Origin of the sequence: Peptacetobacter sp. AB800 (assembly GCF_047807365.1) — a bacterium.
Taxonomy (GTDB): domain Bacteria; phylum Bacillota; class Clostridia; order Peptostreptococcales; family Peptostreptococcaceae; genus Peptacetobacter.
Map to the genome: position 1 here is coordinate 14,826 of NZ_JBLOUI010000025.1, position 22,754 is coordinate 37,579.

24 protein-coding genes are annotated in these 22,754 nt (G+C 32.3%); 23 read left to right on the plus strand and 1 reads right to left on the minus strand.

Going from position 1 to position 22,754, the window contains the following annotated elements; all coding sequences use genetic code 11:
• The first annotated feature begins 19 nt into the window (after positions 1 to 19).
• The 15 genes from ACK2WN_RS08100 to rodA all read left to right on the plus strand — a co-directional run bounded on the left by ACK2WN_RS08100 (position 20) and on the right by rodA (position 14,146).
• The gene (locus ACK2WN_RS08100) at positions 20 to 1,000 is read left to right on the plus strand and encodes an RnfABCDGE type electron transport complex subunit D (RefSeq protein ID WP_118548858.1); all 981 of its coding nucleotides are present in this window, start codon (positions 20 to 22) and stop codon (positions 998 to 1,000) included.
• A complete protein-coding gene (locus tag ACK2WN_RS08105; RefSeq protein ID WP_118548857.1) occupies positions 1,000 to 1,569 on the plus strand; it encodes an RnfABCDGE type electron transport complex subunit G in 570 nt (189 codons plus the stop codon). Before ACK2WN_RS08100 ends, ACK2WN_RS08105 begins: the two co-directional genes overlap by 1 nt.
• Positions 1,570 to 1,581: 12 nt before the next feature.
• Entirely contained in the window at positions 1,582 to 2,175 is a 594-nt protein-coding gene (gene rsxE / locus ACK2WN_RS08110) for an electron transport complex subunit RsxE (RefSeq protein ID WP_006440816.1), read from the plus strand.
• 15 nt (positions 2,176 to 2,190) lie between these two features.
• The gene (rsxA, locus tag ACK2WN_RS08115) at positions 2,191 to 2,766 is read left to right on the plus strand and encodes an electron transport complex subunit RsxA (protein ID WP_006440817.1); all 576 of its coding nucleotides are present in this window, start codon (positions 2,191 to 2,193) and stop codon (positions 2,764 to 2,766) included.
• Positions 2,767 to 2,786: 20 nt separating this feature from the next.
• Complete coding sequence (locus ACK2WN_RS08120) at positions 2,787 to 3,758, plus strand: RnfABCDGE type electron transport complex subunit B (protein WP_300531550.1); 972 nt, start codon at positions 2,787 to 2,789, stop codon at positions 3,756 to 3,758.
• Positions 3,759 to 4,130: 372 nt separating this feature from the next.
• Complete coding sequence (locus ACK2WN_RS08125; protein ID WP_416155301.1) at positions 4,131 to 4,730, plus strand: Maf family protein; 600 nt, start codon at positions 4,131 to 4,133, stop codon at positions 4,728 to 4,730.
• A gap of 43 nt (positions 4,731 to 4,773) precedes the next feature.
• The gene (radC, locus tag ACK2WN_RS08130; protein WP_118548854.1) at positions 4,774 to 5,451 is read left to right on the plus strand and encodes a RadC family protein; all 678 of its coding nucleotides are present in this window, start codon (positions 4,774 to 4,776) and stop codon (positions 5,449 to 5,451) included.
• Between the two features lie 54 nt (positions 5,452 to 5,505).
• Positions 5,506 to 6,561 carry a rod shape-determining protein gene (locus ACK2WN_RS08135; RefSeq protein WP_118548853.1) on the plus strand — a complete coding sequence of 352 codons (1,056 nt, stop codon included), beginning with the start codon at positions 5,506 to 5,508 and terminating at the stop codon, positions 6,559 to 6,561.
• Positions 6,562 to 6,575: 14 nt separating this feature from the next.
• The gene (mreC, locus tag ACK2WN_RS08140) at positions 6,576 to 7,457 is read left to right on the plus strand and encodes a rod shape-determining protein MreC (RefSeq protein WP_118548852.1); all 882 of its coding nucleotides are present in this window, start codon (positions 6,576 to 6,578) and stop codon (positions 7,455 to 7,457) included.
• A gap of 12 nt (positions 7,458 to 7,469) precedes the next feature.
• Positions 7,470 to 7,958 (plus strand): rod shape-determining protein MreD, encoded by a 489-nt coding sequence (mreD, locus tag ACK2WN_RS08145; protein WP_243411989.1) that lies wholly within the window; start codon positions 7,470 to 7,472, stop codon positions 7,956 to 7,958.
• Positions 7,959 to 7,969: 11 nt separating this feature from the next.
• Positions 7,970 to 10,987, plus strand: a complete 3,018-nt coding sequence (locus ACK2WN_RS08150) for a penicillin-binding transpeptidase domain-containing protein (RefSeq protein WP_416155302.1) — start codon at positions 7,970 to 7,972, stop codon at positions 10,985 to 10,987.
• Between the two features lie 40 nt (positions 10,988 to 11,027).
• A complete protein-coding gene (locus ACK2WN_RS08155; protein ID WP_300530057.1) occupies positions 11,028 to 11,849 on the plus strand; it encodes a septum site-determining protein MinC in 822 nt (273 codons plus the stop codon).
• A gap of 20 nt (positions 11,850 to 11,869) precedes the next feature.
• Complete coding sequence (minD, locus tag ACK2WN_RS08160) at positions 11,870 to 12,661, plus strand: septum site-determining protein MinD (protein ID WP_416155303.1); 792 nt, start codon at positions 11,870 to 11,872, stop codon at positions 12,659 to 12,661.
• 22 nt (positions 12,662 to 12,683) lie between these two features.
• Positions 12,684 to 12,965 carry a cell division topological specificity factor MinE gene (gene minE, locus ACK2WN_RS08165; protein ID WP_006440827.1) on the plus strand — a complete coding sequence of 94 codons (282 nt, stop codon included), beginning with the start codon at positions 12,684 to 12,686 and terminating at the stop codon, positions 12,963 to 12,965.
• A 53-nt stretch (positions 12,966 to 13,018) separates the two neighbouring features.
• Positions 13,019 to 14,146, plus strand: a complete 1,128-nt coding sequence (rodA, locus tag ACK2WN_RS08170) for a rod shape-determining protein RodA (RefSeq protein WP_118548848.1) — start codon at positions 13,019 to 13,021, stop codon at positions 14,144 to 14,146.
• 51 nt (positions 14,147 to 14,197) lie between these two features.
• On the opposite strand, the gene ACK2WN_RS08175 is transcribed toward rodA, so the two are convergent.
• Positions 14,198 to 15,400: an FprA family A-type flavoprotein gene (locus ACK2WN_RS08175; RefSeq protein WP_118548847.1), complete on the minus strand. Its 1,203-nt coding sequence runs from the start codon at positions 15,398 to 15,400 to the stop codon at positions 14,198 to 14,200.
• Positions 15,401 to 15,730: 330 nt separating this feature from the next.
• On the opposite strand from ACK2WN_RS08175, the gene ACK2WN_RS08180 reads away from it, so the two are divergent.
• The 8 genes from ACK2WN_RS08180 (at position 15,731) to ACK2WN_RS08215 (ending at position 22,617) form a co-directional block, all read left to right on the plus strand.
• A complete protein-coding gene (locus tag ACK2WN_RS08180; protein WP_416155304.1) occupies positions 15,731 to 17,575 on the plus strand; it encodes a TIGR03960 family B12-binding radical SAM protein in 1,845 nt (614 codons plus the stop codon).
• Positions 17,575 to 18,270 (plus strand): TIGR03936 family radical SAM-associated protein, encoded by a 696-nt coding sequence (locus tag ACK2WN_RS08185; protein WP_416155305.1) that lies wholly within the window; start codon positions 17,575 to 17,577, stop codon positions 18,268 to 18,270. The genes ACK2WN_RS08180 and ACK2WN_RS08185 overlap by 1 nt, the downstream gene beginning before the upstream one ends.
• A 9-nt stretch (positions 18,271 to 18,279) precedes the next feature.
• A complete protein-coding gene (locus ACK2WN_RS08190; protein WP_416155306.1) occupies positions 18,280 to 19,689 on the plus strand; it encodes an Rne/Rng family ribonuclease in 1,410 nt (469 codons plus the stop codon).
• A gap of 152 nt (positions 19,690 to 19,841) precedes the next feature.
• Positions 19,842 to 20,153 carry a 50S ribosomal protein L21 gene (rplU, locus tag ACK2WN_RS08195; RefSeq protein WP_006440834.1) on the plus strand — a complete coding sequence of 104 codons (312 nt, stop codon included), beginning with the start codon at positions 19,842 to 19,844 and terminating at the stop codon, positions 20,151 to 20,153.
• A 5-nt stretch (positions 20,154 to 20,158) separates the two neighbouring features.
• A complete protein-coding gene (locus ACK2WN_RS08200; protein ID WP_006440835.1) occupies positions 20,159 to 20,476 on the plus strand; it encodes a ribosomal-processing cysteine protease Prp in 318 nt (105 codons plus the stop codon).
• Positions 20,477 to 20,490: 14 nt separating this feature from the next.
• Positions 20,491 to 20,781 (plus strand): 50S ribosomal protein L27, encoded by a 291-nt coding sequence (rpmA, locus tag ACK2WN_RS08205; protein ID WP_040410667.1) that lies wholly within the window; start codon positions 20,491 to 20,493, stop codon positions 20,779 to 20,781.
• A gap of 147 nt (positions 20,782 to 20,928) precedes the next feature.
• A complete protein-coding gene (gene obgE / locus ACK2WN_RS08210; protein ID WP_416155307.1) occupies positions 20,929 to 22,212 on the plus strand; it encodes a GTPase ObgE in 1,284 nt (427 codons plus the stop codon).
• Positions 22,213 to 22,260: 48 nt separating this feature from the next.
• Positions 22,261 to 22,617 (plus strand): YhbY family RNA-binding protein, encoded by a 357-nt coding sequence (locus ACK2WN_RS08215; RefSeq protein ID WP_006440838.1) that lies wholly within the window; start codon positions 22,261 to 22,263, stop codon positions 22,615 to 22,617.
• Positions 22,618 to 22,754 lie beyond the last annotated feature (137 nt).

Consider the following 22,754-nt stretch of genomic DNA (forward strand, 5'->3'; position numbering starts at 1 on the left):
AAAGTCAGGAGGAAAAACAATGGAAAATAAATTGATAGTATCATCTTCTCCTCATGTAAGAAGTAATGAAGATACATCATATATAATGAAACAGGTTATTATAGCACTTGTTCCAGCAGCACTTGCAGGTCTATTCTACTTCAGACTTAATGCTTTAAGTGCTATGTTCTTCTGTATACTTGGTACAGTGGGATCAGAACATATATTCTGTAAAATAATGAAAAAGAAAAGTACAATAGGTGATTTTTCAGCTGTTGTAACAGGCTTATTATTAGCATTCAACGTTCCAGCTTCACTTCCATGGTGGATGTGTTTATTAGGTGGAATATTTGCAATGGTAGTTGTTAAAATGGTATTCGGTGGTATAGGATGCAACTTTGTCAACCCTGCATTAGCAGCTAGAGCATTCTTATTAGCATCATTCCCAGTAGCTATGACTGCATGGACTAAAACTGGTGTTAACTTTGTATCATCAGCTAATCTTGATGCTGTATCTACAGCAACACCACTTAGTTTCTTAAAAGCTGGTCCAGCTGGTTTAGCAGATCTTGCAGCAAACAATATATCATTATCAGATATGTTCCTTGGAAATACTGGTGGTTGTATAGGTGAAACTTGTGCATTACTAGTTATATTAGGTGGAGTGTATCTTATATATAAAGGAATTATAAGTTATGTAATGCCAGTAGCATATATAGTAACAGTATTCGTTTTAACTTTCCTTTTAGGTGGATTTAACTTACAGTTCGCTATATATCAGTTAATGGCAGGTGGTTTAATGCTTGGAGGATTCTTCATGCTGACAGACTACGCAACATCTCCTATGACTAAAAAAGGACAGGTTATATATGCAGTTCTTGCAGGTGTAATCACTTCAGTTATAAGATTATACGGTGGATATCCAGAAGGTGTATCTTACTCAATATTACTTGTTAACTGTCTTGCTCCTTTAATAGATAAATTCGTTAAAAATAGAGTATTCGGGAAGGAGGCAAAATAATGAATAGTGCAGTAAAAGTTGGTGGAACATTATTAGTTATAAGTGCTGTAGCATCATTCCTACTAGCAGGAACTAACCAGATAACAGCTCCAGTAATAGAAGAAAGAAATATTCAGGCTAACAATGAACTTAGACAGTCTGTACTTCCAGATGCTACTGATTTCAAACAGTTAGATGCCTCTGAATTCGATGGAAAAGGTGATGGCCTTATAGTAGAAGCTTATGAAGGTCTTAACGGATCAGAAAATGTAGGTTATACTTTCAAAGCTACTCCAAGTGGATACGGTGGAGCTATAGAAGTTATAATAGGTATATCAACAGATGGAACTATAACAGGTGTTGATATAGGTTCAATGTCAGAAACAGCTGGTCTAGGTGCTAAAGCTAAAGATGAAGCATTCAATGGACAGTATGACGGAAAGAAAACAGATAAACCTCTTGAAGTAGCTAAAGGTAGTGCATCAGGAGACAATCAGATACTTGCAATATCAGGTGCAACAATATCATCAACAGCAGTTACTAATGGTGTAAATGCTGCGATAGATGTATTCAACGCATTAAATAAATAAGGAGGGTTTTAAATGAGTTTCGGTAAAGTCTTTAAAAATGGACTAATAGATGAAAACCCAACATTTGTACAGGTTATAGGTATGTGTCCTACTCTAGCTGTTACTACTTCAGCAATAAATGGTATGGGTATGGGATTATCTACAGCGGTAGTTCTTACATGTTCAAATATAGCAATATCACTTTTAAGAAAGGTAATTCCTGATAAAGTCAGAATACCATCTTTCATAGTTGTTATAGCTACATTCGTTACAATTGTTGGTATGTTATTAAAAGCGTATATACCAGTACTAGATCAGGCACTAGGTTTATATATACCACTTATAGTTGTTAACTGTATAATACTTGCTCGTGCAGAAAGTTTCGCAAGCCAGAACGGTCCTGTTGCATCAGCAGCAGATGGTCTTGGAAATGGTATAGGATTCACACTAGCTCTAACAGTAATAGGAGCAGTTAGAGAATTACTTGGAAACGGAAGCTTATTTGGATTTAGCTTATTTGGAGCACACTTTACTCCAATATTAATATTCATACTTCCTCCAGGAGCATTCTTAACTTTAGGATTCTTATTCGCAGGATTCAATAAATTAAAAAATAAAAAGGCATAATGGGGGTGTAGGTGAATGAATTTAGTACTATTATTTTTAAGTATAGTTCTTGTAAATAACGTTATAACATCTCAGTTCCTTGGTATATGTCCGTTCCTTGGGGTTTCAAAGAAAGTTGACACTGCTGTAGGTATGGGTGTTGCAGTTACATTCGTTTTAACACTTGCATCAGTTATAACTTATTTCATACAGATGTTATTAGTAAAAACTGGAACTGAATATCTTCAGACTATAGCATTTATACTTGTTATAGCATCTATAGTTCAGTTCGTTGAAATGGTAATCAAAAAAATGAGTCCATCTTTATATCAGGCTCTTGGGGTATTCCTACCTCTTATAACTACTAACTGTGCCGTTCTTGGTATAGCAATAGTTAATATAGATAAAGGATACAACCTAATAGAAACAATCATAAATGGTTGTGGTGCTGGTATAGGGTTCACTCTTGCAATAGTAATATTTGCAGGTATAAGAGAAAGATTAGAATTGTCAGATATTCCGGAAGCTTTCAAAGGTTTCCCTATAACATTAATATCAGCAGGTTTAATGTCAATCGCTTTCTTAGGATTCACAGGACTTATTAAGTTATAAAAACGGGGAGGCGAAGAATAGTGGAAATATTAAAAGCGGTAATATTATTAGGTGCGTTAGGGTTAATATTCGGTTTAATTCTTGATTTCGCATCAAAAAAATTCGCTGTTGAAGTTGACCCAAGAGAAGAAGAAATACTTGGTGTACTTCCAGGAGCAAACTGTGGTGGATGTGGATACCCAGGTTGTGGAGGATGTGCAGCAGCGATAGTAAAAGGTGAAGCAGCTATAAATGCATGTCCAGTTGGTGGAGCAGCAGTTGCAGCCAAAGTTGGAGAAATAATGGGTGTAGAAGCGGAAGCTGGCGAAAGAAAAGTAGCTCATGTAATATGTAAAGGTACTTGCGAAAAGGCAAAAGATAAATTTGAATATGATGGTGTTCAGGAATGTAGAGCGGCATCTGTTCTTAATGGTGGTGCTAAAGCATGTGCACAGGGTTGTCTAGGATTAGGAACTTGTGTTTCTGTTTGTGCATTCGACGCTATACATATAGTTGATGGTGTTGCTGTAGTTGACGAAGAAAAATGTGTTAACTGTGGTAAATGTAGAGAAGTTTGTCCAAAAGGATTAATAGTTGAAAAACCAGCTTCTCAGGAAATAATAGTAAACTGTAACAATACTCAGAAAGGTAAAGTAGTTAAAGATAACTGCTCTGCTGGATGTATAGGTTGCGGTATATGTGAAAAGAATTGTAAATTTGATGCAATTCACGTTGAAAACAACGTAGCTAAAATAGATCCTGAAAAATGTGTTGGATGTATGGTATGTGTTGAAAAATGTCCAACAAAAGTAATAGCAGGAGATTTAGCTAAAAGACAGAAAGTAACAATAGACAAAGATTTATGTGTTGGTTGTACAATATGTGCTAAACAGTGTAAATTTGATGCTATATCTGGTGAACTTAAAGTAGCTCACGAAATAGATCAGGACAAATGTGTAGGATGTCATTTATGTATGCAGAAATGTCCTAAAAAAGCAATCAAATTAGTATAATCAAAATAAAATTTGATATTATTGTAAATAATAGAGATGTAGAGAAAATTCTACATCTCTTTTTTTATTTTATTTTTTATGTAATTTAAAAATTTTTAAAGAAGTTCATTTAAAACTTAATAAAATCTTTTTTCTCTCTTTGCCATTTTGCTGATAAAATTTTAGGATTAATTTAGGTTTAAATGTTATCCTAATGAGGAAATTAATAAATTTTATATATGCAATTAAAATTCAAATTAGCATAGTATAATATCCTATATATGAGTAAATAACAATAGTGTAACTAAAAAGGAAGGACATATATATTGAAATTTTTATGATATAATGATAGACTAAATAAGTACGCAAACAGTGCAATAAAGAGGTGATATAGTGAAAATTGTACTAGCATCGGGATCACCGAGAAGAAAAGAAATTCTAGAGAATATGAATCTAAAATTTGATATAATTAAAAGTGAGATAGAGGAAACAACAATAGAAAATGAAAGTCCGAAAGATTTAGTTAAAAGACTTTCTTATGAAAAAGCTTATGATATTGCTAGCAAAAATTTAGATAGTATAGTAATAGGCGCTGACACTGTAGTTGTTTTAGATAATAATGTACTTGGAAAACCTAAAGACGAGGATGAAGCGTTTGATATGCTAAAACAGATGTCTGGAAGAGAGCACGATGTTATAACCGGTGTAAGTATATTATGCTTAGATTTGAAGAAAGAAATATGCGATTATTGTGTAAGTAAAGTAAAGTTTAAAAATCTATCTGATGAAGAAATATATTCATATATAAAGACTGGAGAATGTATGGATAAGGCTGGAGCCTATGGAATACAGGGATTAGGTGGTCTTTTAGTTGAATATATAAAAGGTGATTATTTCAATATAGTCGGATTTCCGATATCTTCTGCAGCTGAAATATTGAAAAATGATTTCAATATAGATATATTTAAATTAAACGAAGGTAGATTTGCTTAATTTGAATTAGAAATTATGTGCTTTGAAACGTTGAAGAGGATATATGGAAAATATAAAATATAGCGTAAAGGATGAGTTTCCTAGAGAAAAGATGCTTAAAGATGGTGTAGAAAGTCTTTCTAATGTAGAACTAATAGCAGTTTTGTTGAGAACTGGAAGTAAGAATAAAACAGTAACGGAACTCGCTGACGAGCTATTAAAGGTAGACCATGAGGGGATTAGATTTCTGAAAAGTGCTTCAATAGAAGAACTATGTGAAATTGAAGGAATTGGTATATCAAAGGCAACTTTGATTAAAGCAGCTTTAGAATTAGGTGTTAGAGTGGCTGAGTCTGAGGTTGTTAGATACCAAGTTAAAAACCCTTGGGACATATACAAATACTATATGGAATCTATGAGGTATTTAAAGGAAGAGATATTCAAGACTGTGCTTTTGAATACTAAAAACGAGATTATAACAGATATAGATGTATCTCATGGTACTTTGAATTCTTCACTAGTACATCCAAGAGAGGTCTTTAAGCAAGCTATTAAAAAAAGCGCAAATAAGATTATTCTTATTCACAATCATCCATCTGGGAATGTAGAGCCTTCAAATGAAGATATGCATATAACAGATAGGCTAATTGAATGTGGAAAAATAATAGGAATAGAGGTCATCGACCATATAATAATTGGCGATGGAATATATTATAGTTTTAAAGAAAGCAGAAAAATGTAATTAAGAAAGTTACTAACAATAGTTATACTTTAAAGGATTGGAAGGAGAAGTAAAATGGCAAAGAAAGAAAAAAGAGGATTCTTTGGTGGATTCCAGAAAATGACAAAAGATATGGGGATAGATTTAGGTACTGCTAATACACTTGTTTACATAAAAGGGCAGGGTATAGTATTAAGAGAACCATCTGTTGTAGCTGTAAGAGATGACAGTAGAGAAGTTTTAGCTGTAGGTGAAGAAGCTAAAAGAATGATAGGTAGAACACCAGGTAACATAGTAGCTATAAGACCTATGAAAGACGGGGTTATAGCTGACTTTGATGTTACTCAGTCTATGATAAGATACTTTATAGAAAAAGCATCTGACAATAAAAGTGTAGCGAGTCCAAGAATAGCAATATGTGTACCATTTGGTGTTACAGAAGTTGAAAGAAGAGCTATAGAAGATGCAGCTAGACAGGCTGGAGCTAGTGATGCATTCTTAATAGAAGAACCTATGGCTGCGGCAATAGGTGCTGGACTTAAAGTTGAAGAACCAGAAGGAAACATGGTAGTAGATATCGGTGGTGGTACTTCTGAAATAGCTGTTATATCATTAGGTGGAATAGTTGCCGCTAAATCTATAAGAATAGGTGGGGACGAATTTGACGACGCTATAATAGCTTACGTTAAAAAAGAATACAACCTTATGATAGGTGAAAGAACTGCAGAAAACATAAAAATAAATATAGGATCAACATTTAAAGATGATCAGGAAAAAGAAATGGAAATAAGAGGTAGAGACCTTATATCAGGACTACCAAAAACTATAACAATATCATCTACAGAAGTTAGAGAAGCATTAAAAGAACCAGTAAATGCTATAGTAGATGGAATTAAATCAACACTTGAAAAAACTCCACCAGAATTAGCATCAGATATAATGGAAAACGGAATAATGCTTACTGGTGGTGGAGCGCTACTTAGAGGATTTGATAAACTTATAGCTTCAGAAACAGGAATGAAGGTAGAAATAGCAGAATCACCTCTTGATTGTGTTGCTCTAGGAACAGGAAAAACTGTAGAAGATGAAGTTATATTTGAAAAAGTTTTAATGATGAACGCTGGAAAATAAAGTTGGTGATTTAGTTGAAATTTGACAAATTTAAAAAGAAGAAAATAAATTCTAAAGTGGTAGCAACTGTAGTGGTTGCTATCACTTTAATTGGAATTGTGAGTATATCGGTGATAAAACACTCAGGAACATCACCGTTCTCTGTAGGAATTGTATCTGATGGGGCAGCAGCTACTGCATCTCCTATAGATTCAGCAATGGAGTTTGTTAAACAGGGAGCATCTGACTTAATGAATTTCAAGAAAAATAGTAATAAAATGAGAGAGCTAGAAAAAGAAAATGAAGAGTTAAAGGCTAAGGTTATAGATTTAAACTCTAAATCAGCTAAGCTAGAATCTCTTGAGGATTTAAAAAAGAGCTTAAACTATGTGAGTACAGACAGAATGAAGAGCATAGTATCAGGTTCTGTTATAGAAAAAAATGATGGTAACTGGTATGAATCGTTTGTACTTAATGTAGGTAAAAATGATGGTGTAGAAAAAAATAGTATAGTAATAAATGGAAAAGGTTTAGTAGGTATAGTTTATGAAGTTTCTGGAAACAGTTGTAAGGCTATTTCTATGTTAGATAGTAAGTCTGCAGTTAGTTTTAAGATAGTAAACAATACAGCAGCTAAAGGTGTTATAAGTACTAGTACATCAGCTGGAAAAGAAAAGGCATATGAAGCTAACGGATATTTAAATGGATATATGTTTGACTCAGATTATGAAGTTGTACAGGGTGATATAATTGTTACATCTGGAATGGGTCTATATCCAGAGGATATTCCTATTGGAGAAGTAGAAAAAGTTATAGATGATAAGAATAAATCTTTAAAATCTGTTGTTATAAAACCATATGTTAACTTTAAAGATGTAAATGATGTAATGATTATAAAACCTAGAAATATAGGATAAGGAGATTGTGTTATGAAGAGAATAATACTTTTTATTACAGGAGTTCTTCTTATAATTCTTGAAAATAGTATTATAAATTATATCGATATATTTGGTGTTACATTTAGCGTACTTTTACCATTTTTAGTTATGGCATCTCTTCATATGGATGAGGAAGAAGCTGGTGTAATAGGATTATTATTAGGTTTTATAGTTGATATGACTGTTGGAGGAATTTTAGGATTTAATGCGCTTGTATATGCTACTGTATGTGCTGTTATAGCTCATTATAGAAAAAATTTCTATGCAGAAAGTACTAGCATGAGAATGGCATTAATAGCAGCTGCGACAGTTTTTCAATCGTTATTAATGATAATCATATCGCTAATTGCATATCAGACAGATGGAATATTGATAATGATTCTAAAAGGATTTATAATACTACCTCTTTTAAATGTGCTTGTAGGATTTATAATCTATAAGTTATTTGGAAGATCTATTATGAAACTTATGAAAGAATAGTTGGTGATTTTATGGAAGAAAAGAAAAATATACCTAGGCTAGATACGATAAAGAAAATAGTACTAGTTGTCTTTGCCGTAATATTAGCTAAAATACTATATCTTACTACTGTAAAGTATCAGCATTATACAGAGCTTGCACAGAGTAAAACATATAAAAATCTTACTATAGAAGCACCAAGAGGTGAAATAAGAGATAGATATGGAAGACTTCTTGCAGGAAATAAAAACCAATTTGCAGTTAAAATATCAGGTGATAGTTTAAATAAACAGGATAAGGACAAAGATTCTAAGGATAGTTCTAATGAAATAGCATTAAACCTTATAAATCTTCTAGAAAAAAATGGAGAAGAGTATGTAGATGAATTTCCTATATATGTAGAAAATGGGAAATATTTCTATACATATGATAAAGAGATAAATGACTATAAAAAAGAAAATAATATTCCTTTAAAATACAACGCAAAGCAAACATTCTACAAGATAGTAGATGACTTAATTGCAAGTGGAACTCTAGATTCTAAAGATAGAGATTTAGATCCTGTAGATTTACAGGCTAAATTAAATGAAAAAGGATATTATCCACCTATACTTGTTAGTAAATGGCTATTTACAGCGCAAAGAGATAAGTATGACTGGTTAGAGTCTTATGATATAGAAAAAACAGCTACGGCTAGAGAAGCTTTTTTAAAGCTTAGAAACAGTGAAAAGCTAGGCATAGATAAAAATCTTAGCGATGCCGATGCTAGAAAGATTATGCTTGTAAAAGATTTAATAAAATCACAGGGATATTCTCAGTATAGCCCAGTTACAGTAGCTAAGAATATAAAAGAAAATACAATAGCTCAAATAGAAGAAAACTCTATAAATCTACCTGGTGTAACGGTTGATTCACAGCCAGTAAGATACTATCCTAATAAGGAATTAGCATCTCATGTTCTTGGATATCTAGGTAAAATACCTTCAGTAAAGGTTGATGAATATCTAGAAAAAGGATATAACAAGGAGGATATGGTAGGTTTATCAGGTATAGAAAAATATTATGAAGAACAATTAAAGGGTGAAGATGGATACAAACAGGTTCAGGTCGATGCATTTGGACGTATAAGTGGCGAAATAGATTCTAAGGAACCAGTATCTGGAGATACTGTATATCTAAGCTTTGATTTAGAACTTCAGAAGGTTGCTCAGGATGCACTTAAACAAGTTGTTACAAAAGCACAGACAGGTGCAACTCTAACTAGTAAGCTTGGAGATGTAAGTGCTTCAGCTGTTCCAAAAGCTAAATCTGGGGCAATAATAGCTATAGATGTAAAAACAGGTGATACATTAGCTATGGCAAGTTATCCAGATTTTGATCCTAATAAATTTGCAAATGGAATTAGTGAAGAAGATTATAAGGCACTACAGCCAGAAAATCAGAATGATACACTAGCTCCAAATGCACTTATAAACTTAGCAACACATGGTGCATTCCAGCCAGGTTCTGCATTTAAAATGGTAACAGGAATGGCAGCACTAGAAAGTGGATTAGATCCAAACTACACAATAAATGACCCAGGGGTTATAAAATTTGGAGCTAAGACATTTGGGGACTACGTTTGGAACCACGGTCGTGGAAATCATGGACGGACAAACCTATATAAAGCGATACAGGAATCTTGTAATATTTACTTCTTTACATTAGGTACTGGTAAAAACTGGATGCTTAATAAAGATTTAGGTATAGATATGGGAGCTGAAAAAATACTGAAATATGCCAAATTGTTTGGTTTTGATAAAAAAGTTGGACTTGATGATGAAATCGGTGAAAGTGCAGGTAAAGTACCTAATACCGAAGATAAATTAGAATCAGTTCAGAGTATGTTAAGATCAGATATAGATAAAAAAATGGCTAATGATTTTACAGACATAACTAGAGCTAAAAATAGAAAAGAATATGAAAAGAGAATTGATGAAATAGTTAGTTGGGCAGCAGAAGATGAAACTCCAGGCAGAGTAGAAGCTATGAAGAGATTAAAAGAGCTAAAAGTAAAAGAAGACAAAGTAGAGGAAATAGCAGATTTAATCGTATATAGTTATTTCAACTCAGCAAAATGGGGAACAGGGGATACATTCAACCTTAGTATAGGACAGGGGGAAAATGCATATACTCCTGCACAGGTAGCTAGATATGTTGCAGCAATAGCAAATGGAGGGTACCTAGTAGATATTTCTGTAGTAGATAAAATAGTGTCTAGTGACTATAGCTCAGTAACTATCGATGAAAATAAAAAAGAAAAAATAGATTTTAAAAACCCTGAGTTGCTAAAAGAGTTAACTAAGGGTATGAAATTAGTTGCTACAAAAGGTACAGGGGCTAAGGTAATGTCAAGTTTTCCAATACCAGTTGCAGCTAAAACTGGATCAGCGGAAATGACAGGTAAGATTCCTACAGCAAATGAGTATCAGTATTTAAAATCTCATGCATCTTCTTACGGTGTCGATATTAAAAAGGCTGAAAAATTAGCAAATCAGTTAAAAGCTAAAAAAGAAAAAGAATTATCTGAAGCTAAGAAAAAAGAATTACAGGCCAAGCTAAAAGATAAATCTCTTACAGATGAAGAAAGAGAAGATATAGAAAAACAACTTGCTGGAAAAATAGAAGTAAAACTTGAAGATACTGATAAAATTAACGCACAATATTTAAGAAAAGCTATGAAAGAATTAAAACCAGATTTAACTGATGAACAGATAGACAGATTTAAAGATGATTATGGAACATTTACATGGAGTGTTGCATTTGCTCCAGCAGATGATCCGGAAATAGCTGTTGTATGCGTTATACCTCAGGGAGATAGTAGTATTTATTCTATGTTCCCAGTGAGAGAAGTTCTTGGACAGTATTTTGGTCTTTTAAGTGATAATGGTCAGCTTACAGAAGAACAAAAGAAAAATATGACGAAAGAACAAGAACAGCGGTATCAAGAGAAAAAACAGCAGGAAGAATCTGAAAAACAGGTAAACTACGGTGTAAAACCAATAAATTAATTTCCAGATTAAGAATGCATATTTTGGAGGATGGATTGTTTTGAAGAATTCCGAATATGAAAAAATAGAGTTTAAGGGAAGTAAAGAAGGGATAATAATTGATTTAAATGATGAAAGAGATTTTGATACTATCGCAGATGTGATAGTATCAAAAATCGAATCATCTAAATCATTTTTCAATGGAGCTAGAATTTACAAGATTGAGTCTGAGTTTTTAGGTGATGATTATAAGGAAAAACTAAAAGAAATTATAACTTCTAAGTTTAATATAGATTTTTATAAACCTGAAGATAAAAAAATAGAAGGAAAAATCACTTTAAAAGACGAAATTAATAAAGTAGACGAAATTAATAATATTGAAGATGAAATAAAAATATTAAAATATGAAGATTCTAGCGAGGATAAATGTTCTGAAAAAGAAATAGTTGTTTCAGAAGAAGAATCAGAAAAGGATTATTCAACAAAATATATTTCTAGAATGAGATCAGGAGATTTTATAGAGTCTGATGGAAATATAGTTGTTATGTCTGATATGAATTCTGGTTCAAAGGTAGTTTCTGGAAAAGATGTACTTATCATGGGTGATATGTGTGTTGGAGCAAAAGCGGTGGCAGTAGGAAATGTTGTTGTATTTGGAAATCTTTTTGGATTTGTTCATGCGGGTGCAGATGGAGATAAAAACTCATATATAGCCGCAAAGAATCTTAGACCAACGATACTTCAGATAGCAGATATAATTGCTGAAGCACCAGAAGATACTGATTCATCTGAGTTAGTTGATGAAAATACTGATGGTGTGGAATCTGAAATAGCTTTTATTTCAGAAAACCAGATAATAATTGAAACACAAATAGGCAAATAAAATATGTAGAGGTGAATAAAATGGGAGAAGTAATAGTTATAACTTCAGGTAAGGGTGGAGTTGGAAAAACAACAACAGTTGCAAATGTAGGGACTGCACTAAGTCTTAGAGGTAAAAAAACAGTTGTTTTAGATGCAGATATCGGTCTTAGAAATCTAGATGTTGTAATGGGACTTGAAAACAGAATAGTTTACGACATAGTAGACGTTGTAGAAGGTGTTTGTAAATTAAAACAAGCTTTAATAAAAGATAAAAGATTTGAAAATCTATACTTAATTCCAGCAGCACAGACTAGAGATAAAAATGCAGTATCTCCAGAACAGATGAAAGAACTATGTGATCAGCTTAGAGAAAGCTTTGAATATGTATTAATAGATTGTCCAGCAGGTATTGAAAGAGGATTCAAAAACGCTATTGCTGGAGCAGATAGAGCTATAGTAATAACAAACCCAGAAGTATCTGCTGTTAGAGATGCTGATAGAATAATTGGATTACTTGAAGCAAATGAAATAACAGATGTAAAACTAGCTATAAATAGAGTTAGATACGATATGGTAGAGCGTGGAGATATGATGGGCAAAGAAGATATCGTTGAAATACTACGGATAGAATTATTAGGAATAATTCCTGATGATGAGGCTGTAATAATTTCTACAAATAAAGGTGAAGCAGCTATAATGGATCCAAAATCAAAAGCTGGTCAGGCTTATAAAAATATAGCGGCTAGAATAATGGGAGAAGAAGTACCTCTATTAGATTTAAGAGAAGAAGAAACCTTCCTTCAGAAATTAAAAAGAGTTTTTTCGAAATAGGTAAGTAGGGGGGGAGTAATAAATGTTCGATATATTTAAAAGTTTCTCAAATGATAAAAAATCAAGTAAAAATATAGCTAAAGAAAGATTAAAGCTTGTATTAGTTCATGACAGAGTAGACTGTTCTCCTGAGCTTATAGAATTAATACAGCGGGATATAATTGAAGTTATATCTAAATATGCTGAAATAGACAAAGACGGACTTGAAATAAAAATGTCTAAATGTAGAGGTGAGGATACTGACAAACCAGTATCTGCACTTGTAGCAAATATACCTTTAAAAGCTTTAAAGGGAAGAAAATAAATAATCAGGTCTTAGTTTAAGTCATAAGCTTAAATTAAAAGGACGGTGATTTTTTGGTAAATTACAAATCTAGTTTAAAATTAATTAAACAGTTAGACTGGAAATTAATTGCTATAGTTCTGACTATATTTGGATTTGGATTGGTTATACTTAGTAGTGCGACTCATTTAAATACAAATTCAACTAAAGCATTATTCCAGTTAGGAAAGCAGTGCGCAGCTTTTGGACTTGGTGCAATGGTAATAGGTATAATCTTACTATTTGACTATACTCTTATAGGTAAACACTATAAAGAGTTATATCTTATAAGCCTTATACTTCTTGCAGTAGTCCTTATACCAGGTATAGGAGCTGAAAGAGGTGGAGCTAGATCATGGTTAAATCTTGGTCCTCTAGACCTTCAGACTTCGGAAATAGTAAAATTAACGTTTATATTGAGCTATGCAAAAATAGTTGAATCTAAAAGAGATAGACTTAGAACAATAAAAGATATAATGCCGTTAATTATATATGCTTTACCATTCTTAGGTCTATTACTTGCTCAGCCAGACCTTGGTACAGCACTAGTTTTTATGTGTATAATTGCAGCTATGGTATTTACAGCTGGATTAGACGGTAAAATTATAAAAAGAGCGATAATTATAGTAGTCGCTTTAATGCCTATTATGTATATGCTTATGGCAGATCATCAGAAACAGAGAATAGAAGCATTCTTACATCCTGAGGATATAACTTTAAAAGGTAACTATCAGGTAATGCAGTCGCTTATAGCCATAGGCTCAGGTGGTGTAACTGGTAAAGGACTTTATCAGGGAAGTCAGAACCAGGAAGATTTCTTACCTGTACAGGACTCTGACTTTATATTCGCTGTTGTTGGTGAAGAACTTGGTGTCATAGGGATGGTATTCTTAATAGGTTTATATATAGCCTTTATATTTAGGCTAATATATGCAGCACAACAAGCGAGGGATTTCTACGGAACGTTAATTGTAATTGGAGTTCTAGGAATGTTTGGTTATCAGATTATCCAGAATATAGGTATGACAGTTGCAGTTATACCGGTAACAGGGGTAACACTTCCATTTGTCAGCTATGGAGGAAGTTCTATGCTGACATCTATGGCAAACCTTGGACTTGTTATGAATGTCTACATGAGAAGAAAGAAAATTAACTTTGGTTAAAAATAAAAAAGATGCCTTAATTTTTTAAGGCATCTTTTTATTTCTTTTTATTTATTCAAATATTCTTATATTCTTAGCAAAGTTTGCACCGAATTCGAAGCAATCTTCAAATGTTTCTTCTGATGGGAAGAATTTCTTTTTAAGTGGATCTAAAGGAGTTTTAAATCCTACAGCCTTAGCATTTGCATGAGCTATAGCTAAACCTTCACCACTCCATCCGTAAGAACCAAATACTGCAGCAAATTTACCAGCATTTGCAACTGGGTCAACTATTGAGAAGAAGTCCCACATAGGTTTAACCATAGTTTTGTTTATTGTTGGAGAACCAAGCATAACACCTTTAGAAGATATTAACTCGTCATGAACTTTGTCAAGAGGAGTAGTTTCTAAGTCAAATAATTCAACTTCCATACCTTCTGATTCAAGACCTTTAGCTATTTCTTTAGACATGGCTAAAGTATTTCCGTAAGCTGATAAGTAGAATATACTAACTTTATCTTTTTTAGTTGCTGCAACAGCATCTTTAGACCATTTAGTGTACATTGCTATAGCATGACCAAGATTTCTATCTAATATTGGACCATGAGAAGTTAATATTGTATCGAAATCTAAGTTTAATGATTTAACTTTATCTAAAGCAGTTAAAACATGTTTAGCAAATGGTTTTACTATGCAATCGTAGTAAACTTTATTAGCTTTGTGGTAGTCAGCGTGTACTATGTCATCTAGATGAACACAAGCGTAATGAGCACCGAAAGCATCACAAGTAAATAGAACTTTATCATATTCATCATAAGTGAACATTGTATCTACCCAATGAAGGAATGGTGCGTGTATGAAAGTAAGAGTTCTTTTACCTATATTAAGAGTTTCTCCATCAGCTACAACGTGGCATTTGAATTCTCTATTTATCTGGCTATCTAAGTAAAGTTTAGCTGGTCTAGTACAATAAACTTCTATGTTAGGGTTTAAGTCAAGTAAAGCTTTAAGACTTCCTGCGTGGTCTGGTTCTGTATGATGAACTACTACATAGTCTATATCAGCTATATCAGTTACTTCTTTTAAATTAGATAAAAATTCATCCTGGAATTCTTTCTTAGCTGTATCGAAAAGAACAGTTTTTTCATCCTTTATAAGGTAAGAATTGTAAGTTGTACCGAATTCAGTTTCCATTATTATATCGAAAACCTGAAGATCTTTATCAGTTACCCCTGTATAATAAAGATCTTTTTTTATTTCAAAAGTATTTGCCATTTTGAAAATTACCTCCTCTATTTTATATTTATTTAACAAAAGCAAAAGCTTTTAAAGAATCAAAATAAATTATTTATATATACATTATAACATATCTTCGAATTCGTCAATTTGAAATTTTATAAAAGATTAACCTTAACAATTTTATAATGGAAAATAGTATTTTATAATTGTATAATATAATAAAGAGTGTTAAAGTAGGGATACTATAAAATATTTTCAATTATCGATGTTAAATTGAGATAATAATATCAAATAAAAGTGAAATATAATTTAGTTTCAAAATAATAAACTTAAACAAATAATAATTGCGGAGGATATATAGAATTTATGGAAAAAGTAGATTTAAAAAGAATTTTGAAAAAAGTTGAAAAGCCAGCTAGATATCTTGGAAACGAAATAAATGCTGTACACAAAGATACAAGCAATCCAGATATTGTAAGATATGCACACTGTTTTCCAGACCTTTACGAAGTTGGAATGAGTCACCTTGGAAGTCATATACTATATGATGTAATCAACAAAGAAGAAGGAGTATTCTGTGAAAGAGTATATGCTCCACAGGTGGATATGGAAGAAAAAATGAGAGAAAATAACATACCACTATTTGGATTAGAGTCAAGAGAGTCTATAAGACACTTTGATATAGTGGCATTTACTCTACAGTACGAACTTTGCTATACAAACATACTTAATATGTTGGATTTAGCAGGGATACCTCTTTTAAAAGAAGATAGAAAAGAAGGAGATCCATTTGTACTTGTTGGAGGTTCTTGTGCTTACAACAGTGAACCTATGACAGACTTCATCGACGCAGCACTTCTTGGTGAAGGTGAAGAGATGAATATAGAAGTAATAAACGAATACAAAGCTTGGAAAAAAAGTGGAGAGCCTAGAGAAAAATTCTTAGAAAGAATAGCTAAAATAGAAGGTGTATATGTACCTTCATTCTACGACGTAGAATACAATGAAGACCAGACAGTAAAAAGCGTAACTCCAAATAGAGAATGCGCAAATCCACATCCAAGAAAAAGAATAATAAGAGATATGAATAAGGTTGAATATCCAGAAAGATTCATAGTTCCTTATATAGATACAGTACACGACAGAATAGTACTTGAAATATTCAGAGGATGTACAAGAGGATGTCGTTTCTGTCAGGCTGGTATGATATACAGACCTATAAGAGAAAAGAACTTTGCTAGATTAAAAGAAATACTAGAAAAACTTATAAAAACAACTGGATACGATGAAATATCACTAGTATCTCTAAGTACAAGTGACTACAGCCAGTTAGCTGAATTAACAGACTACTTAGTTGAAGAATACGCAAGCAAAAATGTTGGTATATCACTACCTTCTTTAAGATTAGACAACTTCTCTATGGAAATAGCTAACAAAATACAGAAAGTTAGAAAAAGTGGTCTAACATTTGCACCAGAAGCAGGATCTCAGAGATTAAGAGACGTTATAAACAAAGGTATAACAGAAGAAGACTTAACTAGAGCTTCAAGACAGGCATTTGAAATGGGATGGAACAACATAAAACTATACTTTATGATAGGTCTTCCAACAGAAAATTACGATGATTTAGATGGAATATCTGACTTAGCTTATGAAGTTGTAGATATATACAAAGATGTTCATAATGGAAAATTCAAAGGAAAATTTAATGTAACAGTTAGTACATCTACATTTGTACCTAAGCCATTCACACCATTCCAGTGGAATCCACAGGACATGAAATCTAGCGTAATAGAAAAACAGAGACACTTAGTTAGAAAACTTAAAAATAGAAACATAACTTACAACTACCATGATTCAGATACAAGTTTAATGGAAGCTGTATTTGCAAGAGGAGATAGAAGATTAGGTAAAGTACTTCTAAGAGCACACGAATTAGGTGCTAAATTCGATGGTTGGGATGAACACTTCGATTTAGAAATATGGAAACAAGCTATGGAAGAATGTGGACTAGACATATCATTCTACGCTCACAGAACTAGAGAATTAGATGAAGTATTCCCTTGGGATCATATAGATGTAGGAGTAAGCAAAAAATTCTTAATAAGAGAAGCTGAAAAAGCATTAAAAGGAGAAATAACACCAGACTGTAGAAAAGGATGTAACGGTTGTGGAATAAATGTACACGATATAGGAAGGGGACTTTGCTAATGAAAATAATGAGAGTAAAATTCAAAAAAGAAGGGGATATGATATACATATCTCATCTAGATTTACAGAGAACACTTCAGAGAGCTTTTAGAAGAGCTGAAATACAGCTATGTTACTCACAGGGATTCAATCCTCATCCTAAAATGAGTTACGGTAATGCATTAGCTCTTGGAACAGAAAGCCAGGGAGAATATGTAGATATAGAAGTAGAAGATGAATTAACAGAAAAAGAATTTTTAGAAAAAATAGCTCCAGAATTACCAGTAGGATTAGAATTTGTAAAATGCAAAGAAATAGATAAAACTGTTCCAGCTCTATCATCAGTTATAGAATGGGGAGAATATCTATTTACTATACCTCTAGAAAGAAAACTTTCTAAGGAATTTGTAAAATCTAAAGTATTAGATTATATGGGAAAAGAAGAAATAATAATAACTAAAAAGAATAAAAAAGGTAAATTAGTAGAAGTTGATATAAGACCGCTTATAAAAACTTTCGATGTATTAGACCTAGAAGATGATTCTCTAACTTTAAACGCTGTAATAGCAACAGGTTCAATACAGAACTTAAATACTAATTTATTCATACCACAGATACTTTCTCTATTTGGAATAGAGTTAGATCCGTTAGATGTGGATATATTAAGAAGAGATTTATACTATGTTGAAGATGGTGAGTTAGTAACTCCTATATAAGATGAGAAGGTGATTTTTTTGAAGAAAATAATAATAGAATCACTAGAATCTTCACAAAAGACAGCTATTCTAAATGAAGGAAAGCTAGAGGAAATATACATAGATAATACAATTGAAAAGAGTATAGTATCCAATATTTATAGAGGGATAGTACAAAAGGTGCTTCCTGGAATGAATGCTTGCTTTGTCGATATAGGAAAAGAAAAAAATGCATACCTTAAATTAGATAACGAAAGTAGTCTAAAAACAGGGGATGATGTTTTAGTACAGGTAATAAAAGATGAAATTGGAACAAAAGGTGCTAAAATATCTCAAGAAATAAGTTTTTCTGGAAGATATTTAGTGTACATTCCAAGTAATACTAGAGTTACTATGTCAAATAAAATTGTCGACGAAAAAGAAAGACTTAGACTTAAAAGACTATTCTATACAAATTGTAAAAATGAAACAGGATATATAATTAGAACAGAAGCTCAGGGATGTAGCATGTCAGACTTTAAAAATGATATAAAAGAATTAAAATCACTATATGCAAATATAGAAAAAGAGTTTAAAAGAGGAAAAGGTCCAAAACTTTTATATACGGCTTCTGATACAGCTATAAAATATGTAAGAGATAATATATCTGACGAAATAGAACTTATCGTTACAAATGACGAAAATAAATACAATGATATTAGAGAAATCCTAAAAGAGATAGATAGAAAATATCTTGAAGTATTAAAGTTAGACAAGGATGTCGATGTATTTAATGTCTACGGTGTAGAATCTCAGTTAAACAGATACTTATCGAAAAAAGTTTGGTTAAAGAGTGGTGGATACTTAATAATTGAAAAAACAGAGGCTCTTACGGTAATAGATGTAAATAGTGGAAAATTTACTGGCGGAGCAAAGCTTGCTAATACAGCTATGAAAATCAATGAGGAGGCAGCTAGAGAAATAGTAAACCAAATAATTGTAAGAGATATAGCTGGGATAATTATAGTAGACTTTATCGACGATCAGATAGTAAGCAGTTCAAAGAAAAAATTGCTCAACATAATGAAGGAAGAATTAAAAAAAGATAAAAGAAAAAGTGAAGTAAAAGGCATGACATCTTTAGGGCTTGTAGAAATTTCTAGAAGAAGGGAAAAAGAACCTTTAGAAGATTACTTCTTAAAAGACTGCAAGAGATGTGGAGCCAAATATGGAGATTTATCTTTAAATTCTATTCTTGATTTAATAGAGAAAAAAGTTATGAATATAAGTAGAAACACAGTCTACAAAAAAGTTAGATTGATTTTTAATCCTAGTATAAAACCTAATATAATAAACAATTATGTGAATATAATTAAGAGGGTAGGCCTTAAATATAGAATTGAAATAGAAATAGCAGAAAGTGCTAATATAAAAGATTTTGCAGTAGAAATTGTTAAATAAAAAAAATTGAAAAATTATACAAAAAATATGCAAAAAGAAGTTGACACTTGGCTTTTCATAACGTATAATAAATAACTGTAATGCCGCTCAGAAAAGGTTAAAATCCCAATGGGTACCTTTAATGGCGAGTTTGTGACCGAGGAGGTGTATTTATGTACGCTATAGTAAAAACTGGTGGAAAACAGTATAAAGTTTCAGAAGGTGACGTACTATTCGTTGAAAAATTAGAAGCTAATGCTGGTGACGTAGTTACTTTAAACGATGTATTAGCTTGCTCAAAAGACGGTGAATTAGTATTAGGAAGCCCAGTAGTTGAAGGAGCATCTGTTCAGGCTAAAGTTTTAGAACAGGGAAAAGCTAAAAAAGTTGTTGTATTCAAATACAAAGCTAAAAAAGACTACAGAAGAAAACAGGGACATCGTCAGCCATACACTAAAATAGTAGTTGAAAAAATAAACGCTTAATTATCATGATTAAAGTTAAATATTTTTATAATGACGATTTCCAATTAAAGGGATTTTCTGTAAAAGGACATGCTGAATACGCGGAGTACGGAAGAGATATAGTTTGTGCAGCTGTTACAACTCATGCAATAGCGACAATTAATTCTCTAGATGTTTTACAGAAAGTCGAGTTCGAAAGCGTTGAAGCAGAAGAAGGAAATATTTCTTGTATAGTCAAAGATGATTGTATAGAAAAAGCTCAGCTTCTATTACAGCACTTTCAACTAGCGATTCAAGAAATCAAACGGGAATACCCAAAAAATATAAAAATTCTTAAAAAATAGGGGGTGACTTCCAAATGTTAAAGATGAACTTACAGTTATTAGCATCTAAAAAAGGGGTAGGGTCTTCTAAAAATGGTAGAGATTCTGTTTCTAAAAGATTAGGTGTTAAAAGATTCGATGGACAGTTAGTTACTTCAGGAAGTATATTAGTTAGACAGAGAGGAACTAAAATACATCCAGGAAACAATGTTGGAAAAGGTGGAGATGACACTTTATTCGCATTAATAGACGGAACTGTTAAATTCGAAAGAAAAGACAAAAAAAGAAAAAAAGTTTCTGTATACCCAGTTTCAATAGCTGAATAATTACAGGACTACAGCTAAGAATGAAAAGGAGTGTATCAAACACTCCTTTTATAATATTCAAATAAAATTGTACGGATTATATAAATTAATATAAATTAGAGTGAACGGAATAAATATAAATATCAAAAGAAAAGAAGGTGAAAAGATATGTTTATAGATAAAGCCAGAATATTTGTTAAAGCCGGAAATGGTGGAAATGGGGCAGTATCTTTTAGAAGAGAAAAATATGTTCCAGCTGGAGGACCAGACGGTGGAGATGGTGGTAGAGGTGCTAGTATAATATTTGAAGTTGATACTGGGCTTAGAACACTTATGGATTTTAAATATAAGAAAAAATACAATGGAGAAAATGGTGGAGACGGTTCTAAAAAAAGAAGAGCTGGTAAAAACGGTGAAGACCTTGTATTAAAAGTTCCTCAGGGAACAATAGTAAGAGATGAAGCTACTGGTCTTATAATTGCTGACTTAAAACACGAAGGTGATAGAGCAGTTATAGCTAAAGGTGGATACGGTGGTAAAGGTAATATGAACTTTGCCAACGCTGTAAGACAGGCACCTGCATTTGCGAAATCAGGTACTGACGGTGAAGAAAGATGGGTAGTACTAGAATTAAAAATGATAGCAGACGTTGGTCTACTAGGATTCCCAAATGTTGGTAAATCAACATTCTTATCAGTAGTAACAAAAGCTAAACCAAAGATAGCTAACTATCACTTTACAACACTAACTCCAAACTTAGGTGTTGTTCAGACAGGATTTGGAGAAAGTTTTGTACTTGCAGATATACCGGGTATAATAGAGGGTGCATCTGAAGGTATAGGATTAGGACATGAATTCTTAAGACATGTGGAAAGAACAAAAGTATTAATACATATAGTAGATATATCTGGATTAGAAGGTAGAGATCCAATAGATGATTTTGAAAAAATCAATGAAGAATTAAAACTATACAATGAAAGATTAGCTACAAGACCTCAGGTAGTAGTAGCTAACAAAGCTGATATACTTTACGACGAATCTATATACGAAAACTTCAAAACAGAGATAGAATCAAGAGGATACAAAGTATTCAAAATGTCTGCTGCGACAAGAGATGGTGTAGATGACGTTATAAAATATGTAACTCAGTTACTTGCTGAAGCAGAAGAAATAGAATTAGTATCAGAAAATGAAATATATAGACCAGAACTTGATGCAAATAACGAAGAAGAAGGTCTACACATAGAACTTGGAGAAGATGGAGTATTTGAAGTAACTGGTAAAGCACTTAGAAGAATAATGTACTCTGTAAACTTCGACGATATGGAATCACTTCAGTACTTCCAGAATGCTATGGAAAGCCAGGGAGTATTCGACAGATTAAGAGAAATGGGTATAGATGACGGAGATTTAGTAAGAATTTACGAATTAGAATTCGAATTCTATAACTAAGATATAAATTTTAAAAAGATTAAATTATAAAAATAGAGGAGAAAAAACATGCTAAAAGGTAAACAGAGAGCTTATCTTAGATCACTTGCAAATACTTTAAAACCTACAGCACAGATAGGTAAAGAAGGTGTAACTGGAGCATTCTTAGATGAATTAGACAACCAGTTAAGAGCAAGAGAACTAGTTAAAATAACTATATTAGAAAATGCTGGATTAGATGCTAAAGAAACAGCAAATGCAATATGTGAAGAATTAAGAGCTGAATTTGTTCAGGCTATAGGATTTAAATTCACTATATACAGAAAAAATAATGAACAGCCTAAAATACTATTCCCAGGACAGGCACCAGCAAAAGCTAAAAAAGATAACGGTAAAAAAAGAGTAACGAAAAGATCAGTACAGTAGTAAATACTTTGAAAAAGGGGGCTTGTAGCCCAATGTCATTAAGTTAGCATTGTTAATGAGGTTATCTAAAAGAAAAATAGCAGGAAAGATTTTTGCTTTCCTGCTATTTTTATATTTTAAACACACAAATAAGACAG

Bases quoted from the DNA above. Each gene is read 5' to 3' on its own strand.
- ACK2WN_RS08100 (WP_118548858.1), top strand. From the start codon at position 20: ATGGAAAATAAATTGATAGTATCATCTTCTCCTCATGTAAGAAGTAAT.
- ACK2WN_RS08105 (WP_118548857.1), top strand. From the start codon at position 1,000: ATGAATAGTGCAGTAAAAGTTGGTGGAACATTATTAGTTATAAGTGCT.
- rsxE (WP_006440816.1), top strand. From the start codon at position 1,582: ATGAGTTTCGGTAAAGTCTTTAAAAATGGACTAATAGATGAAAACCCA.
- rsxA (WP_006440817.1), top strand. From the start codon at position 2,191: ATGAATTTAGTACTATTATTTTTAAGTATAGTTCTTGTAAATAACGTT.
- radC (WP_118548854.1), top strand. From the start codon at position 4,774: ATGGAAAATATAAAATATAGCGTAAAGGATGAGTTTCCTAGAGAAAAG.
- ACK2WN_RS08135 (WP_118548853.1), top strand. From the start codon at position 5,506: ATGGCAAAGAAAGAAAAAAGAGGATTCTTTGGTGGATTCCAGAAAATG.
- mreD (WP_243411989.1), top strand. From the start codon at position 7,470: ATGAAGAGAATAATACTTTTTATTACAGGAGTTCTTCTTATAATTCTT.
- ACK2WN_RS08150 (WP_416155302.1), top strand. From the start codon at position 7,970: ATGGAAGAAAAGAAAAATATACCTAGGCTAGATACGATAAAGAAAATA.
- minD (WP_416155303.1), top strand. From the start codon at position 11,870: ATGGGAGAAGTAATAGTTATAACTTCAGGTAAGGGTGGAGTTGGAAAA.
- minE (WP_006440827.1), top strand. From the start codon at position 12,684: ATGTTCGATATATTTAAAAGTTTCTCAAATGATAAAAAATCAAGTAAA.
- ACK2WN_RS08175 (WP_118548847.1), bottom strand. From the start codon at position 15,400: ATGGCAAATACTTTTGAAATAAAAAAAGATCTTTATTATACAGGGGTA.
- ACK2WN_RS08180 (WP_416155304.1), top strand. From the start codon at position 15,731: ATGGAAAAAGTAGATTTAAAAAGAATTTTGAAAAAAGTTGAAAAGCCA.
- ACK2WN_RS08185 (WP_416155305.1), top strand. From the start codon at position 17,575: ATGAAAATAATGAGAGTAAAATTCAAAAAAGAAGGGGATATGATATAC.
- rplU (WP_006440834.1), top strand. From the start codon at position 19,842: ATGTACGCTATAGTAAAAACTGGTGGAAAACAGTATAAAGTTTCAGAA.
- ACK2WN_RS08200 (WP_006440835.1), top strand. From the start codon at position 20,159: ATGATTAAAGTTAAATATTTTTATAATGACGATTTCCAATTAAAGGGA.
- rpmA (WP_040410667.1), top strand. From the start codon at position 20,491: ATGTTAAAGATGAACTTACAGTTATTAGCATCTAAAAAAGGGGTAGGG.
- obgE (WP_416155307.1), top strand. From the start codon at position 20,929: ATGTTTATAGATAAAGCCAGAATATTTGTTAAAGCCGGAAATGGTGGA.
- ACK2WN_RS08215 (WP_006440838.1), top strand. From the start codon at position 22,261: ATGCTAAAAGGTAAACAGAGAGCTTATCTTAGATCACTTGCAAATACT.